Genomic DNA, 22,510 nt, shown 5'->3' with positions numbered 1-22,510 from the left:
ATCGCAAAAGCAAGATATTGCCTGCCCACAGTGTCAATCGTACCGAAGGCCAGTGTCAAGGGGGCGAAGAGGATGTTAAGCCTGGCATAAGATGGAAACGCGCCAGCTAGCGCTGCGCCAGCGGCTCGGCCACGCCCGGCGGCACGAGGGGCGGCAACGGCTCCACATGAGCTGTCCCTTCAGGCGCCGCCTCCGCAGCCAGGCGGCTGGCCATGCGCGCATCGAAGTGGGCGCTCAGTGCATGGCCGTACTGCTCCGAGCGCAGCACGTCACCGATATGGCGATAGGCATCCCAGGCCTGCCGCCCCGATGGCGTATCGAGGGCGGCAAAAGCCAGTTCGAGTTCGCTCGCCGCCAGCTCGCCATCGGCCAGGGCGGAAATAGTCTCGTGCAATCGTGTATGCGTATCCATGATGGGTCCTGCCATTTCAAAAGGATCGGTGCGGAAACCGGACGCAGCCATGCCAGCCTCATACTCCCCAGATTACCAGCGCTTGTCAATCGGCATGTCCAACAACGGTTTCAATTTCTCCGCGATCACTTCGCGCGCGCGAAAAATCCGGCTGCGCACGGTGCCGATGGGGCACGCCATGATTTCCGATATTTCTTCATAGCTCAGGCCCTCGATTTCGCGCAGCACGATGGCCGTGCGCAACTCGATGGGCAGCACATCCATGGCCGCATTGACGGTGGCCGCGATCTGCTTGCTGGCCAGCACCGATTCGGGCGTATTGTTGTCTCGCAATTTATTGCCATCATCGAAGGACTCCGCCTGTTCGGCGTCGGCATCGCTGGATGTGGCGGCGCGCCGCCCCTGCGTGACGAGATAATTCTTGGCCGTATTGATGCCAATGCGATACAGCCAGGTATAAAAGGCGGCCTCGCCGCGAAAATGGCGCAGCGCCCGGTATGCCTTAATAAAGGTTTCCTGCACCACATCTTCGGCCTCCGCCGGATCATGCACCAGCCGCGACACAAGACGCATCAAGCGGCGCTGATATTTCGATACCAGCACATCGAATGCCCGTTTGTCGCCAGCCTGCACCCGCTCGACCAGTAACTGATCATACTCGCGCTCTGTCCTCACGCCCAATGTCCCTGTAGTCATGCAGCGTGGGCGCCTGTATGGATATAGAGTTGGCCCGCTGCAAGAAGTTCAGTGTTCGCCCCACTTTTATTCTTCCCTGTTCCGCGCCGCGATAGCCCGGCAAGCCACGGCCAGCGGGCGGAAGGCGGCGCAACTGCCGCCGCGCTGTACCAGCACTTCCGTGCGACGCCCGGCGGCATCCGCCAGGCACAGCACCAGCAGCGACGGCCACAAGGTCGAGCCCGGCAACAGGCGCAGCCCCGGCGCCGCCTCAATCACCCCGGCAGCACCGCTTCCAGGCACCCCGCCATGCTCCAGATATACCGCCAGCCGCAACTGGCCAACCGGCGAAATATCAAGCGCCTGCGGCTTTCTGCGCCAGCGCAGCAAGGCCAGCAAAAACACGCCGCCAGCCGCACTCAGCAAGGCTGCAAACAAGCCCAGCGCATAGCCGCCCACCAGTTGGCCGGGCACGGGCAGGCTGCGCCAGACACCACTCAAGGGCCAGGCAGCCAGCAAGGCGCACAGCCCCAGCACCGCTTGCAACAGGCGCAAACAGACAGGCGTGCGAATGACAGCCGCTACCGCGATCGACATACTTCATGGGAAAAAAAAGGCGCGCCGGCAACATGCCGGGCAAATTCAGGCGCCAACGAACGTTGGCGCCGAATCAGCGCTCACTACGATTTGACCGTAGCGAGCGCTTGAAAGTTCCTGCTTATTTCGCTTTACCGAAAATCAGCGTGCCATTCGTTCCGCCGAAGCCGAACGAATTCTTCACTGCATAATCGATCTTCATATCACGCGCCGTGTTGGCACAGAAATCGAGATCGCACGCCGGATCCTGGTTGAAGATATTGATGGTCGGTGGCGACACCTGATGGTGCAATGCCAGGACCGTAAATACCGCTTCCAGACCGCCCGCGCCGCCCAGCAAATGGCCCGTCATCGACTTGGTCGAGTTGACGACAATATGCTTGGCGTGATCACCGAAGGTGCGCTTGATGCCCATCACTTCCGCCACGTCGCCTTGCGGGGTCGATGTGCCGTGCGCGTTCAGGTATTGAATCTGATCCGGGTTCAAGCCTGCGTTGTCGAGGGCCGCGATCACCGATTTGCTGCCGCCGCTACCATCTTCCAGCGGCGAGGTCATGTGATAAGCATCTGCGCTCATCCCGAAACCATGCACTTCGGCATAGATCTTGGCACCACGGGCCACCGCGTGCTCGTACTCTTCCAGCACCATGACGCCAGCACCCTCGCCCAGCACGAAGCCGTCGCGGTCGGCATCCCACGGACGCGATGCCGTTGCCGGATCGTCGTTGCGGGTCGACAAGGCACGCGCCGAAGCGAAACCGCCCAGGCCCAGTGGCGACACGGTCGATTCAGCACCGCCGGCGATCATGACGTCGGCATCGCCGTACTCGATCATGCGCGCTGCGGCACCGATGCTGTGCAAACCGGTGGTACACGCTGTAACGATCGCCAGGTTCGGGCCCTTCAGACCATATTTGATCGAAAGGTTGCCAGAGATCATGTTAATGATCGAGGCAGGCACGAAAAATGGCGAGATACGGCGCGGACCGCGCTTTTCGTACTCGGACTTGGTGTCTTCGATCAGCGGCAAGCCACCGATACCGGAACCGATGATCACGCCGATGCGCTCGGCGTTTTCTTCGGTGACTTCCAGACCGGAGTCCTGGATCGCCTGGATGCCCGCAGCCATGCCGTAATGGATAAAGGTATCCATATGGCGGGCTTCCTTACCGGAGATGTACTCTTCGATATTGAAACCTTTGACTTCACCGGCAAAATGCGTGGTGAATGGCTGTGCATCAAACTTGGTAATCGTGGCAATGCCGGATTTACCTTCAACGATTGCGCCCCACGCCTCGGCAATAGTATTGCCGACAGGTGAAACGCAGCCCAGGCCGGTGACAACAACACGACGGTTTTTAGAACGGCTCAAGCGATTCTCCTGAAGTCGGTCAGACAGGCTTAGGCCTTAACGTGTGCGGTGGCGTAGTCGATCGCCTGTTGCACGGTGGTGATTTTTTCAGCTTGTTCGTCAGGAATTTCCATTTCGAATTCGTCTTCCAGGGCCATGACCAGTTCCACGGTGTCCAGGGAATCGGCGCCGAGATCGTCGACGAAGGAGGATTCGATTTTGATGTCTGCTTCTGCAACGCCCAGTTGCTCAGCGACGATTTTCTTAACGCGTTGTTCGATATCCGACATGTTATGGCTCCAAAGTGTGTGTTACGGAAAGTGCGCGCATTTTATCAGGTTTGCGCGTCCGAATACTAATTTCGGTGTCTGCTGCTAATTCGACCGAAGCTGCTGCTAAAAGATGCGATTATAGACAAAAACGACCGTTGAATCATGCCACAAACGCCCGTCCCGTCTACCTTTCACATCAATTCATGTACATTCCACCGTTCACGTGCAGGGTCGTGCCCGTGATATATGCCGCTTGCGGCGAAGCCAAAAAGGCCACCGCCGCCGCCACGTCTTCCGGTTTGCCCAGGCGGGACAGGGGAATTTGCGTCAACAGGGCCGCGTGCTGCTCTTCGCTCAGCGCCTTGGTCATGTCGGTATCGATGAAGCCCGGCGCGATGCAGTTCACGGTAATGTTGCGGCTGCCGATTTCGCGCGCCAGGGCGCGGCTCATGCCTTCCACGCCAGCCTTGGCCGCCGCGTAATTCATTTGCCCCGGATTGCCCGACGACGCCACCACCGACGTGATATTAATGATACGCCCAGTTTTGGCTTTCATCATGCCGCGCAGTACCGCCCGCGACAAACGGCCGACGGCCGACAGGTTCGTGGAAATGACGCTATCCCACTCTTCATCCTTCATGCGCATGGCCAGCTGGTCTTGCGTGATGCCCGCATTGTTGACCAGGATCGACAGGCTGCCGTAGGTTTTCTGCACCTCGTCGACGACGGCCGCGCAGCGCGCCGCATCGGTCACGTTCAGGACCAGGCCCTTGCCCGCCACGCCTTCGGCGGCCAGGTAATCGGTGATGGCTTGCGCGCCGCTTTCCGAGGTGGCGGTGCCAACCACGGTGGCACCCTGCTTGCCCAGTTCGGTGGCGATGGCGCGGCCGATGCCGCGCGAGGCGCCCGTGACCAGCACGACTTGATTTGCTAAATTCATGAGTATCCTTAAAAGCAACCGCGGCAGGCAAGCTGCCGCGATCTGATGTTTATTTGAGCTGCGTCAAAATGCGTTCCAGCGATGCCTGATCGACGATGGCGTCGCCCACCAGCACCGGATCGATGCGCTTGGCCAGGCCCATCAGGACCTTGCCCGGGCCGCATTCGATCACTTGCGTGATGCCGTCGGCCGCCACTTTTTGCATGGTTTCCACCCAGCGCACGGGGCTGGCCGCCTGGCGCACGAGCGCATCCTTGATGCCGGCCACGTCGTTGACGATGGCCACGTCGACGTTGTTGATCAGGGCGATTTGCGGCGCCGAGAACGTCAAGCCGGCCATATACTCGCGCAAGCGGTCCGATGCCGGCTTCAGCAGCGACGAGTGGAATGGCGCGGAGACGGGCAGCTTCATGGCGCGCTTGGCGCCCTTGGCCTTGGCCAGTTCGCAGGCGCGCTCAACGGCCGCCGTATGGCCGGCGATGACGACTTGCGCTGGCGCATTGAAATTGACGGGCTCGACCACCAGGGCCGGGTTTTCCGCCGCCGCTTCCGCACAGGCGGCGCGCACGTCGTCGTCCGACAGGCCCAGCACGACAGCCATCGTGCCCTGCCCGACCGGCACGGCTTCCTGCATCGCTTGCGCGCGGAAACGCACGAGCGGCACGGCGTCCTTGAACGAGATGACGCCAGCGGCGACCAGCGCCGAATATTCACCGAGACTGTGACCGGCCACGACCGTCGGCACGGGGCCCCCAGCCGCCAGCCAGGCGCGATAAAAGGCCACGGCCGCCGTCAGCATCACCGGTTGCGTGTTGGTGGTCAGATCCAGCTCTTCCTTCGGACCTTCGGCGATCAGCTTGCCCAGGTCGAATTGCAGGGCGTCCGACGCTTCGGCGACGGTCTGCGCCACCACAGGGTTGCCGGCGAAACCGTCGAGCATCGCAATCGCTTGCGAGCCTTGGCCTGGGAAAACAAATGCAAATTGTGTCATGGTGACTCCGTTTTTAATATTGTTGCGGGATTACATGCGCGCCAGCACGGCGCCCCAGGTAAAGCCGCCGCCCACGCCTTCCATCATGACATTGTCACCCTTCTTGACTCTGCCATCGCGCACGGCGATGTCGAGCGCCAGCGGGATCGAGGCGGCCGAGGTGTTGCCATGCTGGTCGACGGTGACGACCATCTTTTCCAACGGCAAGCCGAGTTTCTTGGCCGTACTGTTCATGATGCGGATGTTCGCCTGGTGCGGGATCAGCCAGTCGATCTGGTCCGACGTCATGTTGGCGTGCTCCAGGGCTTCGTGCGCAACTTTCTCCAGCACGGACACGGCCAGCTTGAACACGGCCGGGCCATCCATGTAGAGGAAGGCGCTGCCGTCCAGCGCGCCGCCAGCCAGGCTGCCGGGAACGCTGAGGATGTTCGAGTGACGGCCATCCGCATGCAGCTTGGTGGCCAGGATGCCCGGCTCTTTTGACGCCGTCATGACGATGGCGCCGGCGCCGTCGCCGAACAGCACGCAGGTGCCGCGGTCGTCGAAATTGAGAATGCGCGAAAACACTTCGGCGCCGATCACCAGCACGTTTTTATGCATGCCCGACTGGATGAAGCTGTCGGCCGTGGCGACCGCATACACGAAACCGCTGCAGACGGCTTGCACGTCGACGGCGGCGCAGTTGTTCGTGATGCCCAGCTTGTTTTGCACGATGCAGGCGGTGCTGGGGAAGCTGCCGAAGAAATCGGGGGTCGAGCTGGCGACGATGATCAGGTCCAGGTCGTTGCCGCTCAGGCCAGCCATTTCCAGGGCCTTTTTGGCCGCTTCCACGCCCAAGTCCGAGGAATTTTGCGTTGGCGCCGCGTAATGGCGCGCCGAAATGCCGCTGCGCGACACAATCCATTCATCCGAGGTCTCGATGCCCTTGGCGGCGAGCTGTTCGGTCAAATCCTGGTTGGTGACGCGCTTCTCCGGCAAGTAGCTGCCGGTACCGATAATTTTGCTGTAAGTTTTGCTAAAAACAGTCATGCAAATACCCGTCCACTAAATGGTAGAGCTTGTTGATGTAGGTTCGTCCGGTACTGGCGTGCGCGGCATCAGCTCGGCGATCAGGCTGGCCAGGTGTGCTTGCACGTCATTTTTTGCCGCATCAAAGGCGCGGCGCAAGGCCCATTCAAACGAATAGGCATCGGCGCTGCCATGGCTCTTGAAGACGAGGCCACGCAAGCCCAGCAGGCTGGCGCCGTTGTAACGCGATGGATTCAGGCGGTTGCCGATGGCTTTCAGGGCCCCGCGGGCGATCAGCGCGCCCAGCATGGTAATCGGATTGCGCTTGAATTCGGAAGTGAGCACGTCTTTCATGAAGCGCGCCAGGCCTTCGATGGCTTTCAGGGTGACATTGCCGACAAAACCGTCGCAGACGACGATATCGGTCGTGCCCTTGAAGATATCGTTGCCTTCCACGTTGCCGTAGAAGTTCAGCGCGCCACGCTCGTGGTCGGCCTGCAGCAGCTTCGAGGTGAGTTTCACCACTTCATTGCCTTTGATATCTTCCGTGCCCACGTTCAGCAAGCCGATCGTCGGGCGTTCGATACCTTCCATGGCGGACACGAGCACGGAACCCATGATGGCGAACTGGTGCAAGTGATGCGGTTCGCAATCGACGTTCGCGCCCAGGTCCAGCATGTAGGTCGGGCCGTTCTTTTGATTCGGCAAGATGCTGCAGATGGCCGGACGGTCGACGCCGGACATGGTTTTCAGTACGTAGCGCGACACGGCCATCAGGGCTGCCGTATTGCCGGCGGAAACGGAGGCTTGCGCCACGCCGTTCTTGACCTGTTCGATGGCCACGCGCATGGAGGAATCCTTCTTGCGGCGCAGGGCCACTTCCAGGGGATCGTCCATGGTAACTTGTTCGGAGGCATGCAATACCGACAGGCGCGGATGCGTGTCGGCTTTATGTTTTTTCAGTTCGGCACGGATCACGTCTTCCAATCCAACAAGGATCAGTTCGGCTTCAGGCTCATGTTTTACGAAGGAAATTGCTGCGGGGATAGTGACTGAGGGACCGTGATCTCCGCCCATGCAGTCGATAGAAATTTTGATTGTCATTTGTGTTGATTCAATACCGCTGCGGGCGTGCGGCAAGATGTGAATCGGACTGGAGCATATGCAGGGCGCAGCATGTCATGCACCGCCTGAGCAAGCTTGATTCAAAATGACGGGTGCGCAAGATGAATTGCAGCCGATAAAAAAGAAGAAGCGGCGCCACGCCGAATAACCACGCAACACCGCTTTCATCTTACCCAACAAAAACGTCGATTACTCGTCGTTTTTGGTCTTCAACACTTTACGGCCACGATAGAAGCCGTTAGGGCTGATATGGTGACGCATGTGTGTTTCGCCGGTAACTGGCTCGACGCTCAATTGCGGCGCGACCAGGAAGTCGTGCGAACGGTGCATGCCGCGCTTGGAAGGGGTTTTCTTGTTCTGTTGAACTGCCATGATGACTCCTAATACATAAGTTCTAAAATTTTAGCACAATCGATTGGCAAATACATGCGAATCGAGTATCCCAGCGGCAAAGACTACCCGAAAATAGCCCGGACCGACATCGTTTATTACAATTACATTTCACTACACTTGCCATACTCGATTACAACACGCGTTTGACACGTTCCTTGATGGGGAAAACCCCTTTACTACTTTATTCTGGCTTCAAGTCTTTCAGTGCCGCAAACGGCGACTTCTTTTCAGTCTTGAGAGCATCGAGCTGCGCCGTATCGGGGCAGACGTCGTGTTTGGGTACCTGCGGCAGGGCCAGCAAGGCTTCATCTTCGATCAGGGCCGCGGCATCCATGCTGCGGCTGCCGACGATCACGTCGATCGATTCATCGTTGATGATTTCTTCGATCTCGTCCGCGTGCTCGTCATCCTTGCCCAGCATCAGAGTGGTCGTCGAATCAATTGCGTAAGCATACGGAGTCAGGCAGCGCTGGCAAACCAGCTGAACGGTGCCGTTGACCGACAAGGTCAGTTGTGGGTAGCCCAGCTTGCTGGTGCCGCCGACGATCTTCCAGGCGATCTCGCCGGAACTATCTGCACAATCCTTGGTCAACCGGGTCATTTCAGCGACAGGAGTTACACCCTCGCGGCTCCCGCTGATACGACAAAAATCAAAGGCGTCGATCACAAAAGCATTCATTGGTAGAAAATTTCCCCGGAAAACCTGCGATAATAACAGGGTTTTTAGCACGGAGTCAAAGGCTAAGCATCTTTTTTGACGCAATCATTGCCATCAACATGACAACTTCATCAACACCGTCATGCCGCATGGAGCCTCGTTGTGGGCTCTGCGCCTTGGAACCACGTGAAATTCCACTGACATCGACCAGCGCGGCCATGCCGGCCGCCATCCACTACCGAATGATACCAACTTCCGCCCCATTGCGCTTGATTCTTGCATCGAGTTCGACCTACCGCAAGGAATTGCTGGAACGCCTGCGCCTGCCTTTCGAGGTGGCCGTGCCCGATCTCGATGAAAGCCCCCTGCCCGGTGAAAGCCCCAGCGCCACGGCCCTGCGCCTGGCCCAGGCCAAGGCGCAAGCCGTGCTCGACCGCTACCCCGGCAGCCTCGTCATCGGCTCCGACCAGGTCGCCACCCTGGACGGCGCGCAGATCGGCAAGCCCGGCAACCATGCGTATGCCTTGCTGCAACTGCAAACCATGCGCGGACGCCAGACCGTGTTCCACACGGCACTTTGCCTGCTCGACGGCCGCCAGAATCCTCCCGTGGCGCAAGTGGAAGACGTCCAGACCCTCGTCACCGTGCGCGACTTGCACGACGCCGAGCTGGACGCCTACCTGCGCATCGAGCAACCATACGATTGCGCCGGCAGCGCCAAGAACGAAGGCCTGGGCATCGCCCTGCTTGAATGCATCGCCACCACCGACCCGACCGCCCTCACCGGTTTGCCGCTGATCGCCCTCACCGGCATGCTGCGCAAGGCGGGCGTCACGTTTTTCACCATTTAATTTACCGACAATAACAATATGACCGGCACCCTGTACCTGATTCCCAACCACCTCGGCCTCTCCGACAGCCCGGCCGACCCGCTGGCCCACATCATTCCAGAGCAAGTACGGCAGATCACGTCGCAGCTCGATTATTTCGTTGCGGAAAACGCCAAGACGGCGCGCGCCTTTCTGAAATTGATCGGCAACCAGCATCCGCTGGCCAAGCCCTTGCAAGAAATCACGATTTCCGAACTGAACGTGAATACCCCCGCGCAAGCGCTGGCGGGCTTGCTGGCCCCCTTGCTGGCGGGACGCGATGCGGGCCTCGTATCGGAAGCGGGCGTGCCCGCCGTGGCCGACCCCGGCGCCGACCTGGTTCGTCTGGCGCATCAGCACGGCATTAAAGTACGCCCGCTGGTGGGCCCGTCGTCGATCCTGCTGGCCGTGATGGCCAGCGGCTTGAACGGCCAGAGCTTTGCCTTCAACGGCTACCTGCCCACGGACGCCGCCCTGCGCGCCAAACGCATCAAGGAACTGGAAAGCCGCTCGCGCAATGAAAAGCAGACCCAGCTGTTCATCGAAACGCCGTACCGCAACGCCGCCATGCTGGAAGCCCTCGTGGCGCAATGCGCACCGTCCACCCTGATCTGCGTCGCCACCGACCTGAGCCTGGACACGGAAAGCGTGCAGACGTGGAATGGCGGCCAGTGGAAGAAACAATTAGCCGCCGGCAAGGCGCCCGACTTCCACAAGAAACCGACCGTGTTCCTGTTGCTGGGACAGTAAACGACAAACGCCACGGAAATATTTGCCGTGGCGTTTATTTACTTTGCTCAACTACGATAGTTACGACACCTGACAAAACCGTAGCGAGCGGAAGGGAGAGGTAGCTAAGAAGCGCAACCGTACTCTGTACGGGGGCGCCGAGCCGGTGAGCATCGCAGGCCGCCTATACCGACGCGCAGTAGGTTTGGTCAGGTGTCTTCAGACTCGACGGGTGCCCGTGTTCTTTTGTCCGCCCTTACCCGTTTCCAATACGAACTTCGCGCCATCGTCGCGGCCCAGTACCTTCACCAGGTACGGCATGACTTCGCGCAACATCGGCTCCAGCGTGTACGGCGGGTTCAAAATGAACATGCCGCTGCTGTGCAAGCCAAAACCGTCCGGCGACGGGGTGTTGACCGTCAGGGTCACATGCAGCCAGTCCGAGCTGGGCAATTGCTTGAGCTTGTCGGCGAACTGGCGCGATTCCATGCGCTGCAGCACCGGGTACCAGACGGCATACATGCCCGACGGGAAACGCACGAGGGCATCGGCCAGGGTGTCCTTGACCTTGCGGTAATCCATCTTGTCTTCATACGGCGGGTCAATCAGCACCAGCGCGCGGCGCGATGGCGGCGGCAGCAGGGCTTTCAGGCTCTGGAAGCCATCGGCCTTGGTGATGAGCACGCGCTTGCCGCGCACGGTCGGACGCTCGCCCTGGGCCAGCGCATGCGCCTCGACCTTGCGGAAGTTGTCGGCCAGAATCTTTGCATCGGCTGGATGCAGCTCGAACAGGCGCAGACGGTCTTGCTCGCGGCTGACCTTGTCGGCGCAGTACGGCGAACCCGGGTAGTAGCGCATCTTGCCGCTCGGATTCATTTCCTTGATCAGTTTCATGTACTCGGCCAGCGAGGCCGGCAGGTCCGTGCGGTCCCACAGGGGCGCGATGCCCGTTTCGTACTCGGCATTTTTCGAGGCATAACCACCGTCGAGCGCATATACGCCCGCGCCGGAGTGGGTATCGATATAACTATAGGCGGTATCTTTTTGATTCAGATATTGCAACAACTGAATCTGCACATAATGCTTCAACACATCGGCGTGATTACCCGCGTGAAAGGCGTGGCGGTAACTCAACATAAGCTGGCTAATTCCATAATAAAAATAAATAAAGGCGGGAGCGCTGACACCGGGCAGGGCATGAAAACAGACTGGAGGGGTCAGGCTGCGGGGCCAGGAAACAGCATGGACCAGCGTAATCAGCGCGCAATTACCAGCATTATCCACCAGAAAGGTCGATTGCATCAAAAAACACGGCTAAACAAGCTCATGCATTACCAGGACTGGCGTCGCCGGGCGCGGTAGAATACGCGCATCGGGCGCCCGGCGCCCATCCGCCCCACTATATAGATACGACCATGCACAGCCTGACCCTCACGACCGATAACCGCGCCGACGTCGCCACAGCCCTGGCCGGCCCGCGCTGGACGGTGGCCTGCCTGTGCGCGCTGTGGTGCGGCACGTGCGGCAGCTACCGCGCCACGTTCGAGGAACTGGCCGCGCGCCACCCGGACACCGTCTTCGTCTGGATCGACATCGAAGACCAGGCCGACGTGGTGGGAGACCTCGACATCGACAACTTCCCCACCCTGCTGATCCAGCGCGAGGACAACGTGGCCTTCTTCGGCACCGTGCTGCCCGACGGCGGCCTGGCGCACCGCATGGTGCAGGCACAGCAGGCGCTCAGCGCCGAGGAGCTGGTGGCGCTGGCCGGCAGCACGCAGGAACGGCGCGACTGGCAGCGCGACTGCAATCTGCGTCATTTACTGGCCGCCACCCTGGCAGAGTAAAAGTCACGCCAGCCGCAGCGGCAGGCTGCGCAGCCTTTTCCCCATCAAACTGAACACGGCGTTGGCCACGGCCGGCGCAATTGGCGGCGTACCCGGTTCGCCCACGCCTTCCGGGTGTTCCGCGCTGGCGATGATGATGGTTTCCACCTCGGGCGTTTGCCCCATGCGCAGCACAGGATAGTCGTGGAAATTGCTCTGCTCGACTTTGCCCTCCTTGAAGGTGATCTCGCCGCCCAGCGCCGCCGACAGGCCAAACAGCACGGCCGATTCCATCTGCTGGGCGATGATGTTCGGATTGACGGCGATGCCGCAATCGATGGCGCACACCACGCGCTGCACGCGAATTTCTCCGTTTTCCACCGACACCTGCGCCACTTGCGCAACGATGCTGCCGAACGACTGGTGCAAGGCCACGCCATGCGCATGGCCGGGCGGCGGAGTGCCTGCCTTTGCGACGGCCGCGTCGAGCACGGCCAGGTGGCGCGGATGCTTCACCAGCATGGCGCGGCGGAAGGCAATGCCGTCCTGTCCCGCCGCGTGCGCCAGTTCATCGATAAAGCTTTCCTTGAAGAACGCGTTGTGCGAGTGGCCCACCGAGCGCCAGTAACCGATCGGCACGGGGCTGTCGGCGATCACGTGGGCGATGCGCTGGTTGGCGATTTCATACGGCATGTCGAATTCGCCTTCGGCCGTGGTCTTGTCCGGGCCAGCGCCGGGCAAGCCGAAATTGCGCTGCAAAAACTGGTGCGTGATGGAGCCGCTGACGGATTTATTGTCCCAGGACGCGATGCGGCCATGCTCGTCGAGGCGGGCCGCAAAGCGGGCCAGCGCGGCGGGACGGTACATATCGTGCCTGGTATCCTGTTCGCGCGTCCACACCAGCTGCACCGGCGCGCCACCGCACTGCAGCGCGATGGCGACGGCTTGCGCGATCATGTCCACTTCCAGGCGCCGGCCGAAACCACCACCGAGCAGCAGCACCTCGATGCTGACGTCCTTCGCGTCGACGCCGGCCACTTTCGCCGCCACGTCGACGGCGATGCCGGGCGCCTGCGTCGAGACCCACAGCATCACCTTGCCATTTTTCACCTGCGCGGTGCAGTTGACGGGTTCCATGGCGGCGTGCGCGAGGAACGGCGCGCGGTACTCGGCGCTGACCTGGCGCATGCCCTGCACGGCTTTACCTTCCACTTCGCCGCTGGCGTGGTAGGCATAACCGGCTTCAGTGTCGAGCAGGCGGGCAAACTCCGCATACACGCCGGCGCTGGAAAAATTCGCCTGCGGGCCAGCCTTCCACTGCGTCGGCAAGGCGGCCGCCGCCTGCTTGGCGCGCCACCAGGTGTCGGCCACCACGGCGGCGCACGAGACGCTGCGCTGGGCCAGCTGCGGCGTCAGGTCCAGCACCTTTTTCACGCCGGGCATGGCCAGCACGGGCGCCGCGTCGAAGGCGGACAGGGTATCGCCCAGGCGCGGCGGCAGATGCAGGGCCGCGTACAGCATGCCGGGCGGACGCGCATCGATGCCGAAACGCGCGCTGCCATTGACTTTCGATGGCGTGTCGCGGCGCGGCGCCGGCTGGCCGATCAGTTTGAAATCCTTGGGCGACTTCAGCTGGGGCGTGCCCGGATCGATGGCGGCGGCGCGCTGCGCCAGGCTGGCGTAGCTGGCGCGCCGGCCGTCCGGGTGCAGCACTTCGCCATTTTCCGTGCGGCATTGCGCGGCCGGCACCTGCCACAGCGCGGCAGCGGCCCCCACCAGCATGGCGCGGGCCGACGCTCCCGCCTCGCGCATGGGGCCCCAGCCATCCTTCACGCTTGACGAACCGCCCGTGACGATCACGCCCAGTTCGCGCGCCGCCTTGGCGACCGTCCACTGGGCCAGCGCTTTGACGCGTCCGTGGTCGTCCGGGTGGAATGGCAAGCCATCCTGGAGCATGGCCACATTGCCGAAGATTTTATCCATGGGCGCCTGGATCAGCTTGACGCTGGCCAGCGGCACGTCGAGTTCCTCGGCCACCAGCATCGGCAAGGCCGTGTGCACGCCCTGCCCCATCTCGCTGCGCGGCATGGCCAGAATGACGCTGCCGTCGGTTTGAACGGCCAGCCAGCCATTGAGCGCCACGGCGCCATCGGCCACCGGCAGCGGCGCGCTGCCATGCAGGCGCTGGCGCGGCGGCAGCACGCCCCAGCCCAGCACCAGGGCGCCCACGCCGGCCACGCCGAGGCCCAGGCCGCCGAGCAGGAAACGGCGGCGCGAGGTGTTTTTTTCTGCGGCCATGGGATACCCTTTATTCGTTAGTGATCGATCCAGCGCTCCAGCATATCCTGTGCCAGCACCGGACGGCTATAAAAATAACCTTGCGCCAGCTTGCAGCCATGGCGCAGCAGGAAAGCGGCCTGCTCTTCCGTCTCCACGCCTTCGGCAATCACGGACAAATGCATGCTCTTGCCCAGCTGGATGATGGCAATCGCAATCGCCTCGTCATTGACGTCCGTCGAGATATCCTTGATGAAGGAACGGTCGATCTTCAGGGTTTGCACGGGCAGCTGTTTCAGATACGCGAGCGAGGAATAGCCGGTACCGAAATCGTCGATGGCCAGGCCCACGCCGATGGCGTGCAAGTCGTTGATGAAACCGAGCGCGTCGCCCGTGTTCATGATGACGGACTCCGTCACTTCCAGCTGCAGCCGCTGGGGTTCCAGCCCCGTTTCTTTCAGAATGTCGGCCACCATGCCGGCGATGCTGCCCCGCTCGAACTGTTTTACCGACAGATTCACGGCCATCTTCGGCACGTGCAAGCCCTGCGCCTGCCAGCGCATCATCTGGCGGCACGCCTCGTCGAGCACCCATTTGCCCAGCTGGTTGATGAAGCCGCTGTCCTCGGCCAGCGGAATGAAGCGCGCCGGCGGCACCAGGCCCAGCTCAGGATGGTTCCAGCGCACCAGCGCCTCGACGCCGACCAGCCGGCCCGTGTCGATTTCCACCTGCGGCTGGTAATTGAGGAACATCTCGTTCTTTTCCAGCGAGCGGCGCAAAAAGGTTTCCAGGCGCAGCCGCTCGACGCCTTCGCCCGTCATCGACGGCGCATAGAAGCGGTAGCCGTTGCGCCCGCGCGCCTTGGCCTGGTACATGGCCACGTCGGCATTGCGGATCAACATGTTCAAGTCCAGCGCATCATCCGGATACAGGCTGATGCCCACGCTGCAGGTGACGAACAGTTCGTGGTCGGCCACCGTGAACGGCTGGTCGAACATGGTCATCAGCTTTTCCGCCACCTGCGTCGCGCCATACTCGCCGTCGACGCGTTCGAGCAGGACGATGAACTCGTCGCCGCCCAGGCGCGCCAGCGTATCTCCTTCGCGCAGGCGGGCCGCCAGCTGGCCAGCCACCTTTTGCAGCAATTCGTCGCCCACATGGTGGCCCAGGGTGTCATTGACGTTCTTGAAGCGGTCCAGGTCGATGAACAGCACGGCCAGCTGCTCCTGGTCGCGCGCGGCGCGCAGCAGCGCGTGCTGCAGGCGGTCGTGGAACAGCAGCCGGTTCGGCAGCGCCGTCAGCGGATCGTGGTGGGCCATGTGGTCGAGCTTTTCCTGCGACTCCTTGATCAGCGTGATATCGCTGAACACGCCCACGTAATGCGTGGTGCCGGCGCGCGCGTCGCGCACGGCGCTGATGGTCAGCCATTCCAGGTACAGTTCGCCATTCTTGCGCTGGTGCCAGATTTCGCCGCGCCAGAAACCGCTGGTTTTCAGCTCGTTCCACATGGCCTCGTAGAATGCCGAGTCATGGCGCGCCGAGCGTGTCAGCGACGAGTGCTGGCCCACCGCTTCGGCCTCGGTATAGCCGGTGATTTGCGTGAAGGCGGGGTTGACGGTGACGATGATGCCGCCGGCATCGACCACCATCACGCCGTCGGCGATATGTTCGAGCACGGTGGCCGACAAACGCAGTTTTTCCTCGGCTTCCTTGCGCGCCGTGATGTCGGCATACACCCAGATGCTGCCTTCGTTGGGGCGCAGCGGATCGAGCGCGCAGCCGCTCACCAGCGCCCAGAACACACTGCCGTCGCGGCGCTGGTACTGGCGCTCCTCGCTGAAGTCGCCACCCATGGCCAGCACCGGATACTGACGCTCGCCCGCGTCCTCGAAGTCATACGAACTGGTAAACACGATGGCCGTCGAATTGCCCGTCATCTCGGCATGGTCATAGCCGAACAGTTCCTCGCAGCGGCGGTTGACGGAAATGATGCGGCGGTGGCGCACGAACATCACGCCGAACATCACGTTGTCGAGAATCGCGCTCTGCTCCGTCAGCAGCGCTTCGATGCGCATCTCGTGGTGCTTGCGCTGGCTGATGTCGGCAATGATGCCGTCGACCCAGGTGACGCCCTGCTCGCCCGCCTGCGGCTGGCCATTCTCGGCCACCCAGCGCTCGATGCCGAAGGCGTCGAAGATGCGGTATTCCAGCGCATACGGCCGTACCTCGGCCACCGCCTGGCCGACGGCACGGCGGTGCGCGCGGCGGTCTTCCGGGCAGATCAGGTCTTCCCAGGCATGCGTGGTGCCGCGCATGAACTGGCGTGCCGAATAGCCGGAAATGTCTTCGATGGCGTCGCTGACGAAATCGATGGGGCCATCGGGCCGGTAACGGAAGACGGCACCCGGCACCTGCGTGACGATGGTGCGGAAACGCTCTTCGCGCTGGCCCACGTCCTCGAACAGCTGGCCGATGGCCGCGCGCATTTGCTCAAGCTGGGCCGTCAGGCGGCCCAGTTCGTCATTGCTGTGCGAGGTCAGGGGCGTATCGAAATCGCCGTGCGACAGGCGGTCGGAAAAACGCGTCAGGCGGCGCAGGGGTTTGAGCAGGCGGCGGTTCAGGAACAGCACGATCAGCGCCATCGACACGGCCAGTTGCGCGCCCAGCACGAAAATATACGACATCTGCTTTTCGCGCAGCTCCTGCTGGCTACGCGCATCGTCCATCTCGACGACGACGTGGCCGATGCGTTCGCCGCGCACGAGGATGTCGCGCTCGGCGCGGTACAGATTGCCGACGGGCCGCTGCGGCGCCTGCAGGCTGATGAATTCCGTGTCGCCCTGCCCCAGCACCTTCACCAGCAGCACGGAGCGGTCGCGCATCACCGACTCGACCAGCGAGTGGGCCGATTCCGCATTCATGTTCCACAGCGACTCCTGCATGCCCAGCGCCAGGATGTCGGCATTGCGCTGCAAGGCTTCGTTCAGGCTGGTGCGCGCCGACTGGCGCTCATGCACGCCGACCAGCACATAGCTGCCGAAGATGGCGGGCACGACGAGGCCGCCAAATACCACCAGCAGCAAGGCGCCATAGATCGACGAGCCGTACAGCACGCGCAGGCTGGCGCGCAGGCGCTGGTAAGGTGAATTAAACATGCGGCAACAGGGCAACAGGGATCAGGCGGGCGATCATTGACTTTACAGGGGAATCGGGTGGTCAGGCGGGAAGAAACTTTATGAGGAGCAATTATGCATGCAAAAAGCGGGGAAAGTCACCAATAAACACACGCCAGCGGTGTCCTCGTGTCATATAAACAGGGTGGAAAAACCACACGCGGGCCGGCGCGCCCGGCCGGCGCCAGCAGAAAAACGCGCGGCTTGCTATCATCGCGCCACTTTACCTAGAGGAACCACCATGACCTTCTCCATCTACTCCGCTTCGATCCCCGTCTTCAAACAGATCCTGGGCAGCCTGGCCGCCATCCTGGACAAGGCGGAAACGCACGCGCAAGACAAGAAAATCGACCCGAACGCCCTGCTGCAATTCCGTTTATTCCCGGACATGCTGCCGTTCGTGCGCCAGATCCAGATCGCCACCGACTTCGCCAAGGGCTGCGGCGCGCGCCTGGCCGGCGTGGCCGTGCCACCGTATGAAGATAGCGAACAGAGCTTTGCGGAACTGAAAGCGCGCATCGTGAAAACCATCGCCTTCCTGGAAAGCCTGCCGCAAGCGGACATCGACGGCAGCGAAACGCGCGCCATCTCCACCGGCAGCGGCGAAAAGACCAAGCACTTCACGGGCCAGACCTATCTGTTCCACTACGCGCTGCCGCACTTCTTCTTCCACGCGACGACGGCGTACGACATCCTGCGCCACAACGGTATCGAAGTGGGCAAGAAAGATTTTATCGGTAGCTATTAATAGTTGACCCCAATAGTACCGGGGTCAGACCCTCAATGCCGTCCACACAAAAGTCATCGCTGACATGTGAGGGGGTCTGACCCCAGCAGTTGCAGTTGGGTTTGGCAACACAAACGTCAGGTATTCCGGCGCGGATACCCCTGCGCCAATATCCTCACCCACACCACTTCCTTCTCCTCATCCGTCATCGACACCCAGTGGGCCACTTCCACCACGCTGCGGCCACAGCCACGGCAGATTTCATCGAAAGTCGTCGAGCACACTGCCACGCAGGGCGTATCGGGACGCGGCGGCAATTCCTTGTCACCCATCAGGACACCTTCGGCAAGCCGAGCTTTTCCCAGCCTTCGTTGCCCAGCGCTTCCAGGGTGGCGATATTCTTGTCGAAAATCTCCGACGCTTCCGGGAAGGCCTCGACGGCGCGCTCGATGCTGTCTTCGCGCAGCAGGTGCAAGGTCGGGTACGGCGAGCGGTTGGTGTAGTTGCTGATGTCGTCCTCGAACGTCTCGGCAAACTGGTAATTCGGGTGGAAACTGGCCACTTGCAGCTCACCGGCCAGGTGCATGTCTTCCACGGCCGCGTCGGCCACGTCAAGAAACTCGTTGTAGTCGAGGAAATCGTTCAGGGTGTACGGATGGATCAGCAGCGTCGTGTCGATTTGCTCGGGATCCGTGTCGGCCAGGGTTTGCAGCTCGTCCATCAGCATCGCCAGCAAATCTTCGGGATTGCTCGATTCGCACACCACATAGCGGATCTGCTTCTTGACGTGCACGGCCTTGGCGAACGGGCACAGGTTCAGGCCGATCACGGCCTTTTCCAGCCAGGCAACGGTATTGGCGATGATGACGGCGTTGTCGTCGTCGTGGCGCGGCGGGGTGTTCATATACTTGACTCTCTATCAATATGGCGGCCGGCGGCTGAATGGCCGGCCAAAGCCAAATTGTACGCACTTTTGCGCAGCCTCATGCCGGGCGCCATCCAGGCTTGCGCCAGCCTTCTCGCCATGTATGCTATAACAGCGGCCGAATCACGCATTGGGCAAATTAAATTTGCAATAATGACAGCATTTGCGAATGGAAACTCAGCCGTTTCCGACTTATTGCCGCTTATTTCCTGTCATCATGCTGACATAATTCTTGACTCCGGCATGTGGATATACGTACACTCGCTGCTGAATCATGGGTCTGTCCGATGTTTCTCCGACGACAACAATGGAACACTATGCACGAAAACTCCTTTAAATCTACCGTCCTGGCGGCGTTGGCCCTGGCGCTTGCGCCCGCCCTCAGCCAGGCGTACGAAGCCGGTGTTGAGAGCGATAACGCGCCAGTCGCCGCCGCCGCACCCGCCCTGATCCCGATGACCGCCCAGGTCACGGCGAAACTCCCCACCCTCGACAACCGCCTGCAAAAGACCGACCGTCTGCTGAAAAACCTCAGCGACAATTCCGATCCGCTGCGCGAAGCCGACGTCTGGGGCCGCATCCGCAGCGGTTATGCGATTCCCGACATCAACAACCAGCTGGTAGCGAACCACGTCAACTGGTACGCCACCCGCCCCGACTACATCGCCCGCACCACGGCGCGCGCCTCGCGCTACATCTTCCACGTGGTGCAGGAACTGGAAAAGCGCGGCATGCCGACGGAACTGGCCCTGCTGCCGTTCATCGAGTCCGCCTTCAACCCGCAAGCATTCTCGAGCGCCAATGCAGCCGGCATGTGGCAATTCGTGCCCGCCACCGGGCGCGATTTCAACCTCAAGCAAAACATGTTCAAGGACGAGCGCCGCGGTGTGCTGGCCTCGACGGATGCGGCATTGACGTACCTGCAGCGCCTGTATGACATGTTTGGCGACTGGCAGCTGGCTCTGGCCGCCTACAACTGGGGCGAAGGCTCGGTGCAGCGCGCCATCAAGAAAAACCAGGCGCTGGGCAAGCCGACGGACTTCGAAAGCCTGGCCGACCTGATGCCGGCCGAAACGCGCAACTACGTGCCGAAACTGCAAGCGGTGAAAAACATCATCGCCAATCCAGCCCAGTTCGGCCTGACCCTGCCCGTGGTCGACAACCAGCCGTATTTCACGGCCATCGACAAGACCAGCGACATCGACATCACCGTTGCCGCCCAGCTGGCCGAACTGTCGATGGATGAATTCAAGGCCTTGAATCCGCAATTTAACCGCCCCGTCATCATCGGCGGCGAAAAGACCAAGATTCTGTTGCCACAGGAAAACGCCGCCAAGTTCACCACCAACCTGGCGCAATGGGGCCATGCCTTGTCGAGCTGGACGACGCACAAGATCACCAATGCGCGTGAACGCATCGAAACCCTGGCGTCGAAATTCGGCACCACGGCCGACGTGCTGCGCCAGGCCAATAACATTCCGCAGCGCACCAGCCTGCGCGCCGGCTCCACCATCCTCGTGCCGAAAACCTCGGCCACGATGAACAAGGACATCACCCAGGAAATCGCCGACAGCGCCACCATGCTGCTGGAAGCGGACCGTCCGGAACGGGCCGCCAAGGCACTGCGCCGCGCCGCCAAGGGTGGCAAGGTGCAAGCCGCGCCAATTTCCCTGGTGAAACCGCGCATCCAGCGTGGCGGCGGCAATAGCCGGGCCAAAGCGCGTCACTGATCGCCTGAGTTATTGACGCACCGCACCGGCCGCCACAGCTTTGCTGTCGCGGCCGGTTGCACATCCGCCTTACCCGTCCACCACCCAGACAGGAGTCGTCATGGCTTTCTTGCAAGGCAAAAAAATCCTCATCACGGGCTTGCTGTCGAACCGCTCCATCGCCTATGGCATCGCCAAGGCTTGCCACCGCGAAGGCGCCACCCTCGCCTTCACGTATGTGGGCGAGCGCTTCAAGGAGCGCATCACGGAATTCGCGGCCGAATTCGGCAGCGAACTGGTGTTTGACTGCGACGTGTCCAGCGATGAACAGATCAACGCCGTATTCAGCGACCTGGCGCGCCACTGGGATCAATTGGACGGGCTGGTGCACGCCATCGGTTTCGCGCCGCGCGAAGCGATCGCCGGCGACTTCCTCGACGGCCTGTCGCGCGACAGCTTCCGCATCGCGCACGACATTTCCGCCTACAGTTTTCCCGCCATGGCCAAGGCTGCCTTGCCGCTGCTGCATCCGGGCGCCTCGGTCCTGACCCTGACCTACCTGGGCGCCGTGCGCGCCGTGCCCTACTACAACACCATGGGCCTGGCCAAGGCATCGCTGGAAGCGTCCGTGCGCTACCTGGCCGAATCGCTGGGTCCACGCGGCATCCGCGCCAACGGCATTTCCGCCGGCCCCATCAAGACCCTGGCCGCTTCCGGCATCAAGGATTTCAGCAAACTCCTGGGCTTTGTGGCCGAACATGCCCCGCTGCGGCGCAACGTCACCATAGAAGAGGTGGGCAACACGGCCGCCTTCTTGCTGTCCGATCTGGCTTCCGGCATCACGGGCGAGATTACCTACGTCGATGGCGGCTTTTCGCAAGTGATGGCCGTCAATCCCGAAGTAGAGTGATGCGGTGATGGTCGATATTTTTCGGTTGTCACTTGACAACCTAAAGAAGTTGACATACATTGGAGGCATCACATGGCGCGCTCCTCGCACCCGAAGAAAGAAATCGAAGCGGCGCTGCGCCACGCGGAAAGCCAGGGATGGCGTGTGGAAGTCGGCGGCAGCCATGCCTGGGGCAAGGTCTATTGCCCCTACAATGACGACGGCTGCCGCTGCGGTGAATTTTGCATCGCCTGCATCTGGAGCACGCCAAAGAATCCCGGCAACCACGCGCGGGCGATCCGGCGAGTGGTCGACAATTGCGCTTTCAATAAACTGATCCACGACTGCATGCAACGCAAACCCAGGGGCTAACAATTATGGATTACATCTTTACTCTCAAGTACCGCCTGCCCGACCACGAAGCCGATCTCGACGCGCTGGCCGAGCGCCTGGGCAGCGGCGGTTGCGACGACGCCCTGGTCGGCATCGGGCAAGCGGGACGCCTGGCGCTGGAATTCACGCGCGAGGCCAGCAATGCCAGGGAAGCACTGCTCAGCGCCCTGGCCGACGTCAAGGCCATCGTGCCCGATGCCGTGCTGGTCGAGGCATCGCCCGACCTCGTGGGTTTGAGCGATGTGGCGCAGGTACTCGGCCTGTCCCGGCAAAACCTGCATAAACTGATGAGCAAATACCGCCACAGTTTTCCTGTGCCCGTGCATGAGGGCAGCGCCACCATCTGGCACCTGGCCGACGTGCTGGCGTGGCTGCATGCCAAGGGGACGTATCAGCTGGAACGCAGCCTGGTCGAACTGGCTCAGGTCACCCGGCAAATCAACCTGGCCAGAGAAACGCGACAGGCGCCGCCGCTGCCCGCCGACATCGTGGCCATGCTCAATTAAAAACGCGCAAAATCTACGTATTCCTACTGATTTCACATAGGAAACATCATCAAAACGTGGTAGGA

24 protein-coding genes are annotated in these 22,510 nt (G+C 61.3%); 8 read left to right on the top strand and 16 right to left on the bottom strand.

Annotation, left to right across the window (positions count from 1 at the left end):
• Nucleotides 1-106 precede the first annotated feature (106 nt).
• From HWE17_RS16960 to HWE17_RS16910, 11 genes are all read right to left on the bottom strand, one after another.
• Nucleotides 107-412, bottom strand: a complete 306-nt coding sequence (locus tag HWE17_RS16960; protein WP_176389539.1) for a sigma-E factor negative regulatory protein — start codon at nt 410-412, stop codon at nt 107-109.
• A gap of 72 nt (nt 413-484) precedes the next feature.
• Nucleotides 485-1,108 carry an RNA polymerase sigma factor RpoE gene (gene rpoE / locus HWE17_RS16955; protein WP_035820241.1) on the bottom strand — a complete coding sequence of 208 codons (624 nt, stop codon included), beginning with the start codon at nt 1,106-1,108 and terminating at the stop codon, nt 485-487.
• Nucleotides 1,109-1,174: 66 nt separating this feature from the next.
• Complete coding sequence (locus tag HWE17_RS16950; RefSeq protein WP_176389538.1) at nt 1,175-1,684, bottom strand: hypothetical protein; 510 nt, start codon at nt 1,682-1,684, stop codon at nt 1,175-1,177.
• Between the two features lie 121 nt (nt 1,685-1,805).
• Nucleotides 1,806-3,056 (bottom strand): beta-ketoacyl-ACP synthase II, encoded by a 1,251-nt coding sequence (gene fabF / locus HWE17_RS16945; protein WP_035820244.1) that lies wholly within the window; start codon nt 3,054-3,056, stop codon nt 1,806-1,808.
• A 29-nt stretch (nt 3,057-3,085) separates the two neighbouring features.
• Nucleotides 3,086-3,325, bottom strand: coding sequence for an acyl carrier protein (gene acpP, locus HWE17_RS16940; RefSeq protein WP_008449912.1), 240 nt, complete (start codon nt 3,323-3,325; stop codon nt 3,086-3,088).
• Between the two features lie 178 nt (nt 3,326-3,503).
• Nucleotides 3,504-4,247: a 3-oxoacyl-ACP reductase FabG gene (gene fabG, locus HWE17_RS16935; RefSeq protein WP_035820245.1), complete on the bottom strand. Its 744-nt coding sequence runs from the start codon at nt 4,245-4,247 to the stop codon at nt 3,504-3,506.
• A 49-nt stretch (nt 4,248-4,296) separates the two neighbouring features.
• Entirely contained in the window at nt 4,297-5,238 is a 942-nt protein-coding gene (gene fabD / locus HWE17_RS16930; protein WP_035820249.1) for an ACP S-malonyltransferase, read from the bottom strand.
• A gap of 30 nt (nt 5,239-5,268) precedes the next feature.
• Nucleotides 5,269-6,267 (bottom strand): beta-ketoacyl-ACP synthase III, encoded by a 999-nt coding sequence (locus tag HWE17_RS16925; RefSeq protein ID WP_099400483.1) that lies wholly within the window; start codon nt 6,265-6,267, stop codon nt 5,269-5,271.
• Nucleotides 6,268-6,282: 15 nt separating this feature from the next.
• Nucleotides 6,283-7,350, bottom strand: a complete 1,068-nt coding sequence (gene plsX, locus HWE17_RS16920; RefSeq protein ID WP_076566622.1) for a phosphate acyltransferase PlsX — start codon at nt 7,348-7,350, stop codon at nt 6,283-6,285.
• Between the two features lie 210 nt (nt 7,351-7,560).
• Nucleotides 7,561-7,743, bottom strand: a complete 183-nt coding sequence (gene rpmF / locus HWE17_RS16915; RefSeq protein WP_034749653.1) for a 50S ribosomal protein L32 — start codon at nt 7,741-7,743, stop codon at nt 7,561-7,563.
• Between the two features lie 202 nt (nt 7,744-7,945).
• Nucleotides 7,946-8,443, bottom strand: a complete 498-nt coding sequence (locus HWE17_RS16910) for a DUF177 domain-containing protein (protein ID WP_034779242.1) — start codon at nt 8,441-8,443, stop codon at nt 7,946-7,948.
• A 221-nt stretch (nt 8,444-8,664) separates the two neighbouring features.
• On the opposite strand from HWE17_RS16910, the gene HWE17_RS16905 reads away from it, so the two are divergent.
• Entirely contained in the window at nt 8,665-9,273 is a 609-nt protein-coding gene (locus HWE17_RS16905; protein ID WP_176389558.1) for a Maf-like protein, read from the top strand.
• Nucleotides 9,274-9,291: 18 nt separating this feature from the next.
• Entirely contained in the window at nt 9,292-10,041 is a 750-nt protein-coding gene (locus tag HWE17_RS16900) for an SAM-dependent methyltransferase (RefSeq protein ID WP_035820257.1), read from the top strand.
• 198 nt (nt 10,042-10,239) lie between these two features.
• On the opposite strand, the gene HWE17_RS16895 is transcribed toward HWE17_RS16900, so the two are convergent.
• Nucleotides 10,240-11,157, bottom strand: coding sequence for a 23S rRNA (adenine(2030)-N(6))-methyltransferase RlmJ (locus HWE17_RS16895; RefSeq protein WP_034749665.1), 918 nt, complete (start codon nt 11,155-11,157; stop codon nt 10,240-10,242).
• Nucleotides 11,158-11,435: 278 nt separating this feature from the next.
• Between HWE17_RS16895 and HWE17_RS16890 the strand changes: the two genes are divergently transcribed.
• A complete protein-coding gene (locus tag HWE17_RS16890) occupies nt 11,436-11,867 on the top strand; it encodes a thioredoxin family protein (RefSeq protein ID WP_176389537.1) in 432 nt (143 codons plus the stop codon).
• 3 nt (nt 11,868-11,870) lie between these two features.
• On the opposite strand, the gene HWE17_RS16885 is transcribed toward HWE17_RS16890, so the two are convergent.
• Together HWE17_RS16885 and HWE17_RS16880 are read right to left on the bottom strand one after the other, a co-directional pair.
• Nucleotides 11,871-14,144: a xanthine dehydrogenase family protein molybdopterin-binding subunit gene (locus HWE17_RS16885; protein WP_176389536.1), complete on the bottom strand. Its 2,274-nt coding sequence runs from the start codon at nt 14,142-14,144 to the stop codon at nt 11,871-11,873.
• Nucleotides 14,145-14,161: 17 nt separating this feature from the next.
• Nucleotides 14,162-17,278: an EAL domain-containing protein gene (locus HWE17_RS16880; RefSeq protein ID WP_176389535.1), complete on the bottom strand. Its 3,117-nt coding sequence runs from the start codon at nt 17,276-17,278 to the stop codon at nt 14,162-14,164.
• 259 nt (nt 17,279-17,537) lie between these two features.
• Between HWE17_RS16880 and HWE17_RS16875 the strand changes: the two genes are divergently transcribed.
• Nucleotides 17,538-18,044, top strand: a complete 507-nt coding sequence (locus HWE17_RS16875; RefSeq protein ID WP_176389534.1) for a DUF1993 family protein — start codon at nt 17,538-17,540, stop codon at nt 18,042-18,044.
• Between the two features lie 116 nt (nt 18,045-18,160).
• Here the strand turns inward: HWE17_RS16875 and HWE17_RS16870 are convergent, their stop codons facing one another.
• Together HWE17_RS16870 and HWE17_RS16865 are read right to left on the bottom strand one after the other, a co-directional pair.
• The gene (locus HWE17_RS16870; protein ID WP_035820271.1) at nt 18,161-18,355 is read right to left on the bottom strand and encodes a DUF1289 domain-containing protein; all 195 of its coding nucleotides are present in this window, start codon (nt 18,353-18,355) and stop codon (nt 18,161-18,163) included.
• Nucleotides 18,355-18,927: a DUF1415 domain-containing protein gene (locus HWE17_RS16865; protein WP_035820273.1), complete on the bottom strand. Its 573-nt coding sequence runs from the start codon at nt 18,925-18,927 to the stop codon at nt 18,355-18,357. The genes HWE17_RS16870 and HWE17_RS16865 overlap by 1 nt, the downstream gene beginning before the upstream one ends.
• A gap of 338 nt (nt 18,928-19,265) precedes the next feature.
• On the opposite strand from HWE17_RS16865, the gene HWE17_RS16860 reads away from it, so the two are divergent.
• The 4 genes from HWE17_RS16860 to HWE17_RS16845 all read left to right on the top strand — a co-directional run bounded on the left by HWE17_RS16860 (nt 19,266) and on the right by HWE17_RS16845 (nt 22,445).
• Nucleotides 19,266-20,678 (top strand): transglycosylase SLT domain-containing protein, encoded by a 1,413-nt coding sequence (locus HWE17_RS16860; RefSeq protein ID WP_034779271.1) that lies wholly within the window; start codon nt 19,266-19,268, stop codon nt 20,676-20,678.
• A gap of 100 nt (nt 20,679-20,778) precedes the next feature.
• Entirely contained in the window at nt 20,779-21,567 is a 789-nt protein-coding gene (fabI, locus tag HWE17_RS16855; RefSeq protein ID WP_176389533.1) for an enoyl-ACP reductase FabI, read from the top strand.
• 72 nt (nt 21,568-21,639) lie between these two features.
• Nucleotides 21,640-21,918, top strand: a complete 279-nt coding sequence (locus HWE17_RS16850) for a hypothetical protein (RefSeq protein WP_176389532.1) — start codon at nt 21,640-21,642, stop codon at nt 21,916-21,918.
• Between the two features lie 5 nt (nt 21,919-21,923).
• A complete protein-coding gene (locus HWE17_RS16845; RefSeq protein ID WP_176389531.1) occupies nt 21,924-22,445 on the top strand; it encodes an AlpA family transcriptional regulator in 522 nt (173 codons plus the stop codon).
• Nucleotides 22,446-22,510: the final 65 nt, after the last annotated feature.

The organism is Janthinobacterium sp. BJB401, from assembly GCF_013372745.1.
Classification (GTDB): domain Bacteria; phylum Pseudomonadota; class Gammaproteobacteria; order Burkholderiales; family Burkholderiaceae_D; genus Janthinobacterium; species Janthinobacterium rivuli.
This window is presented reverse-complemented; position numbering and strand designations above follow the sequence as displayed.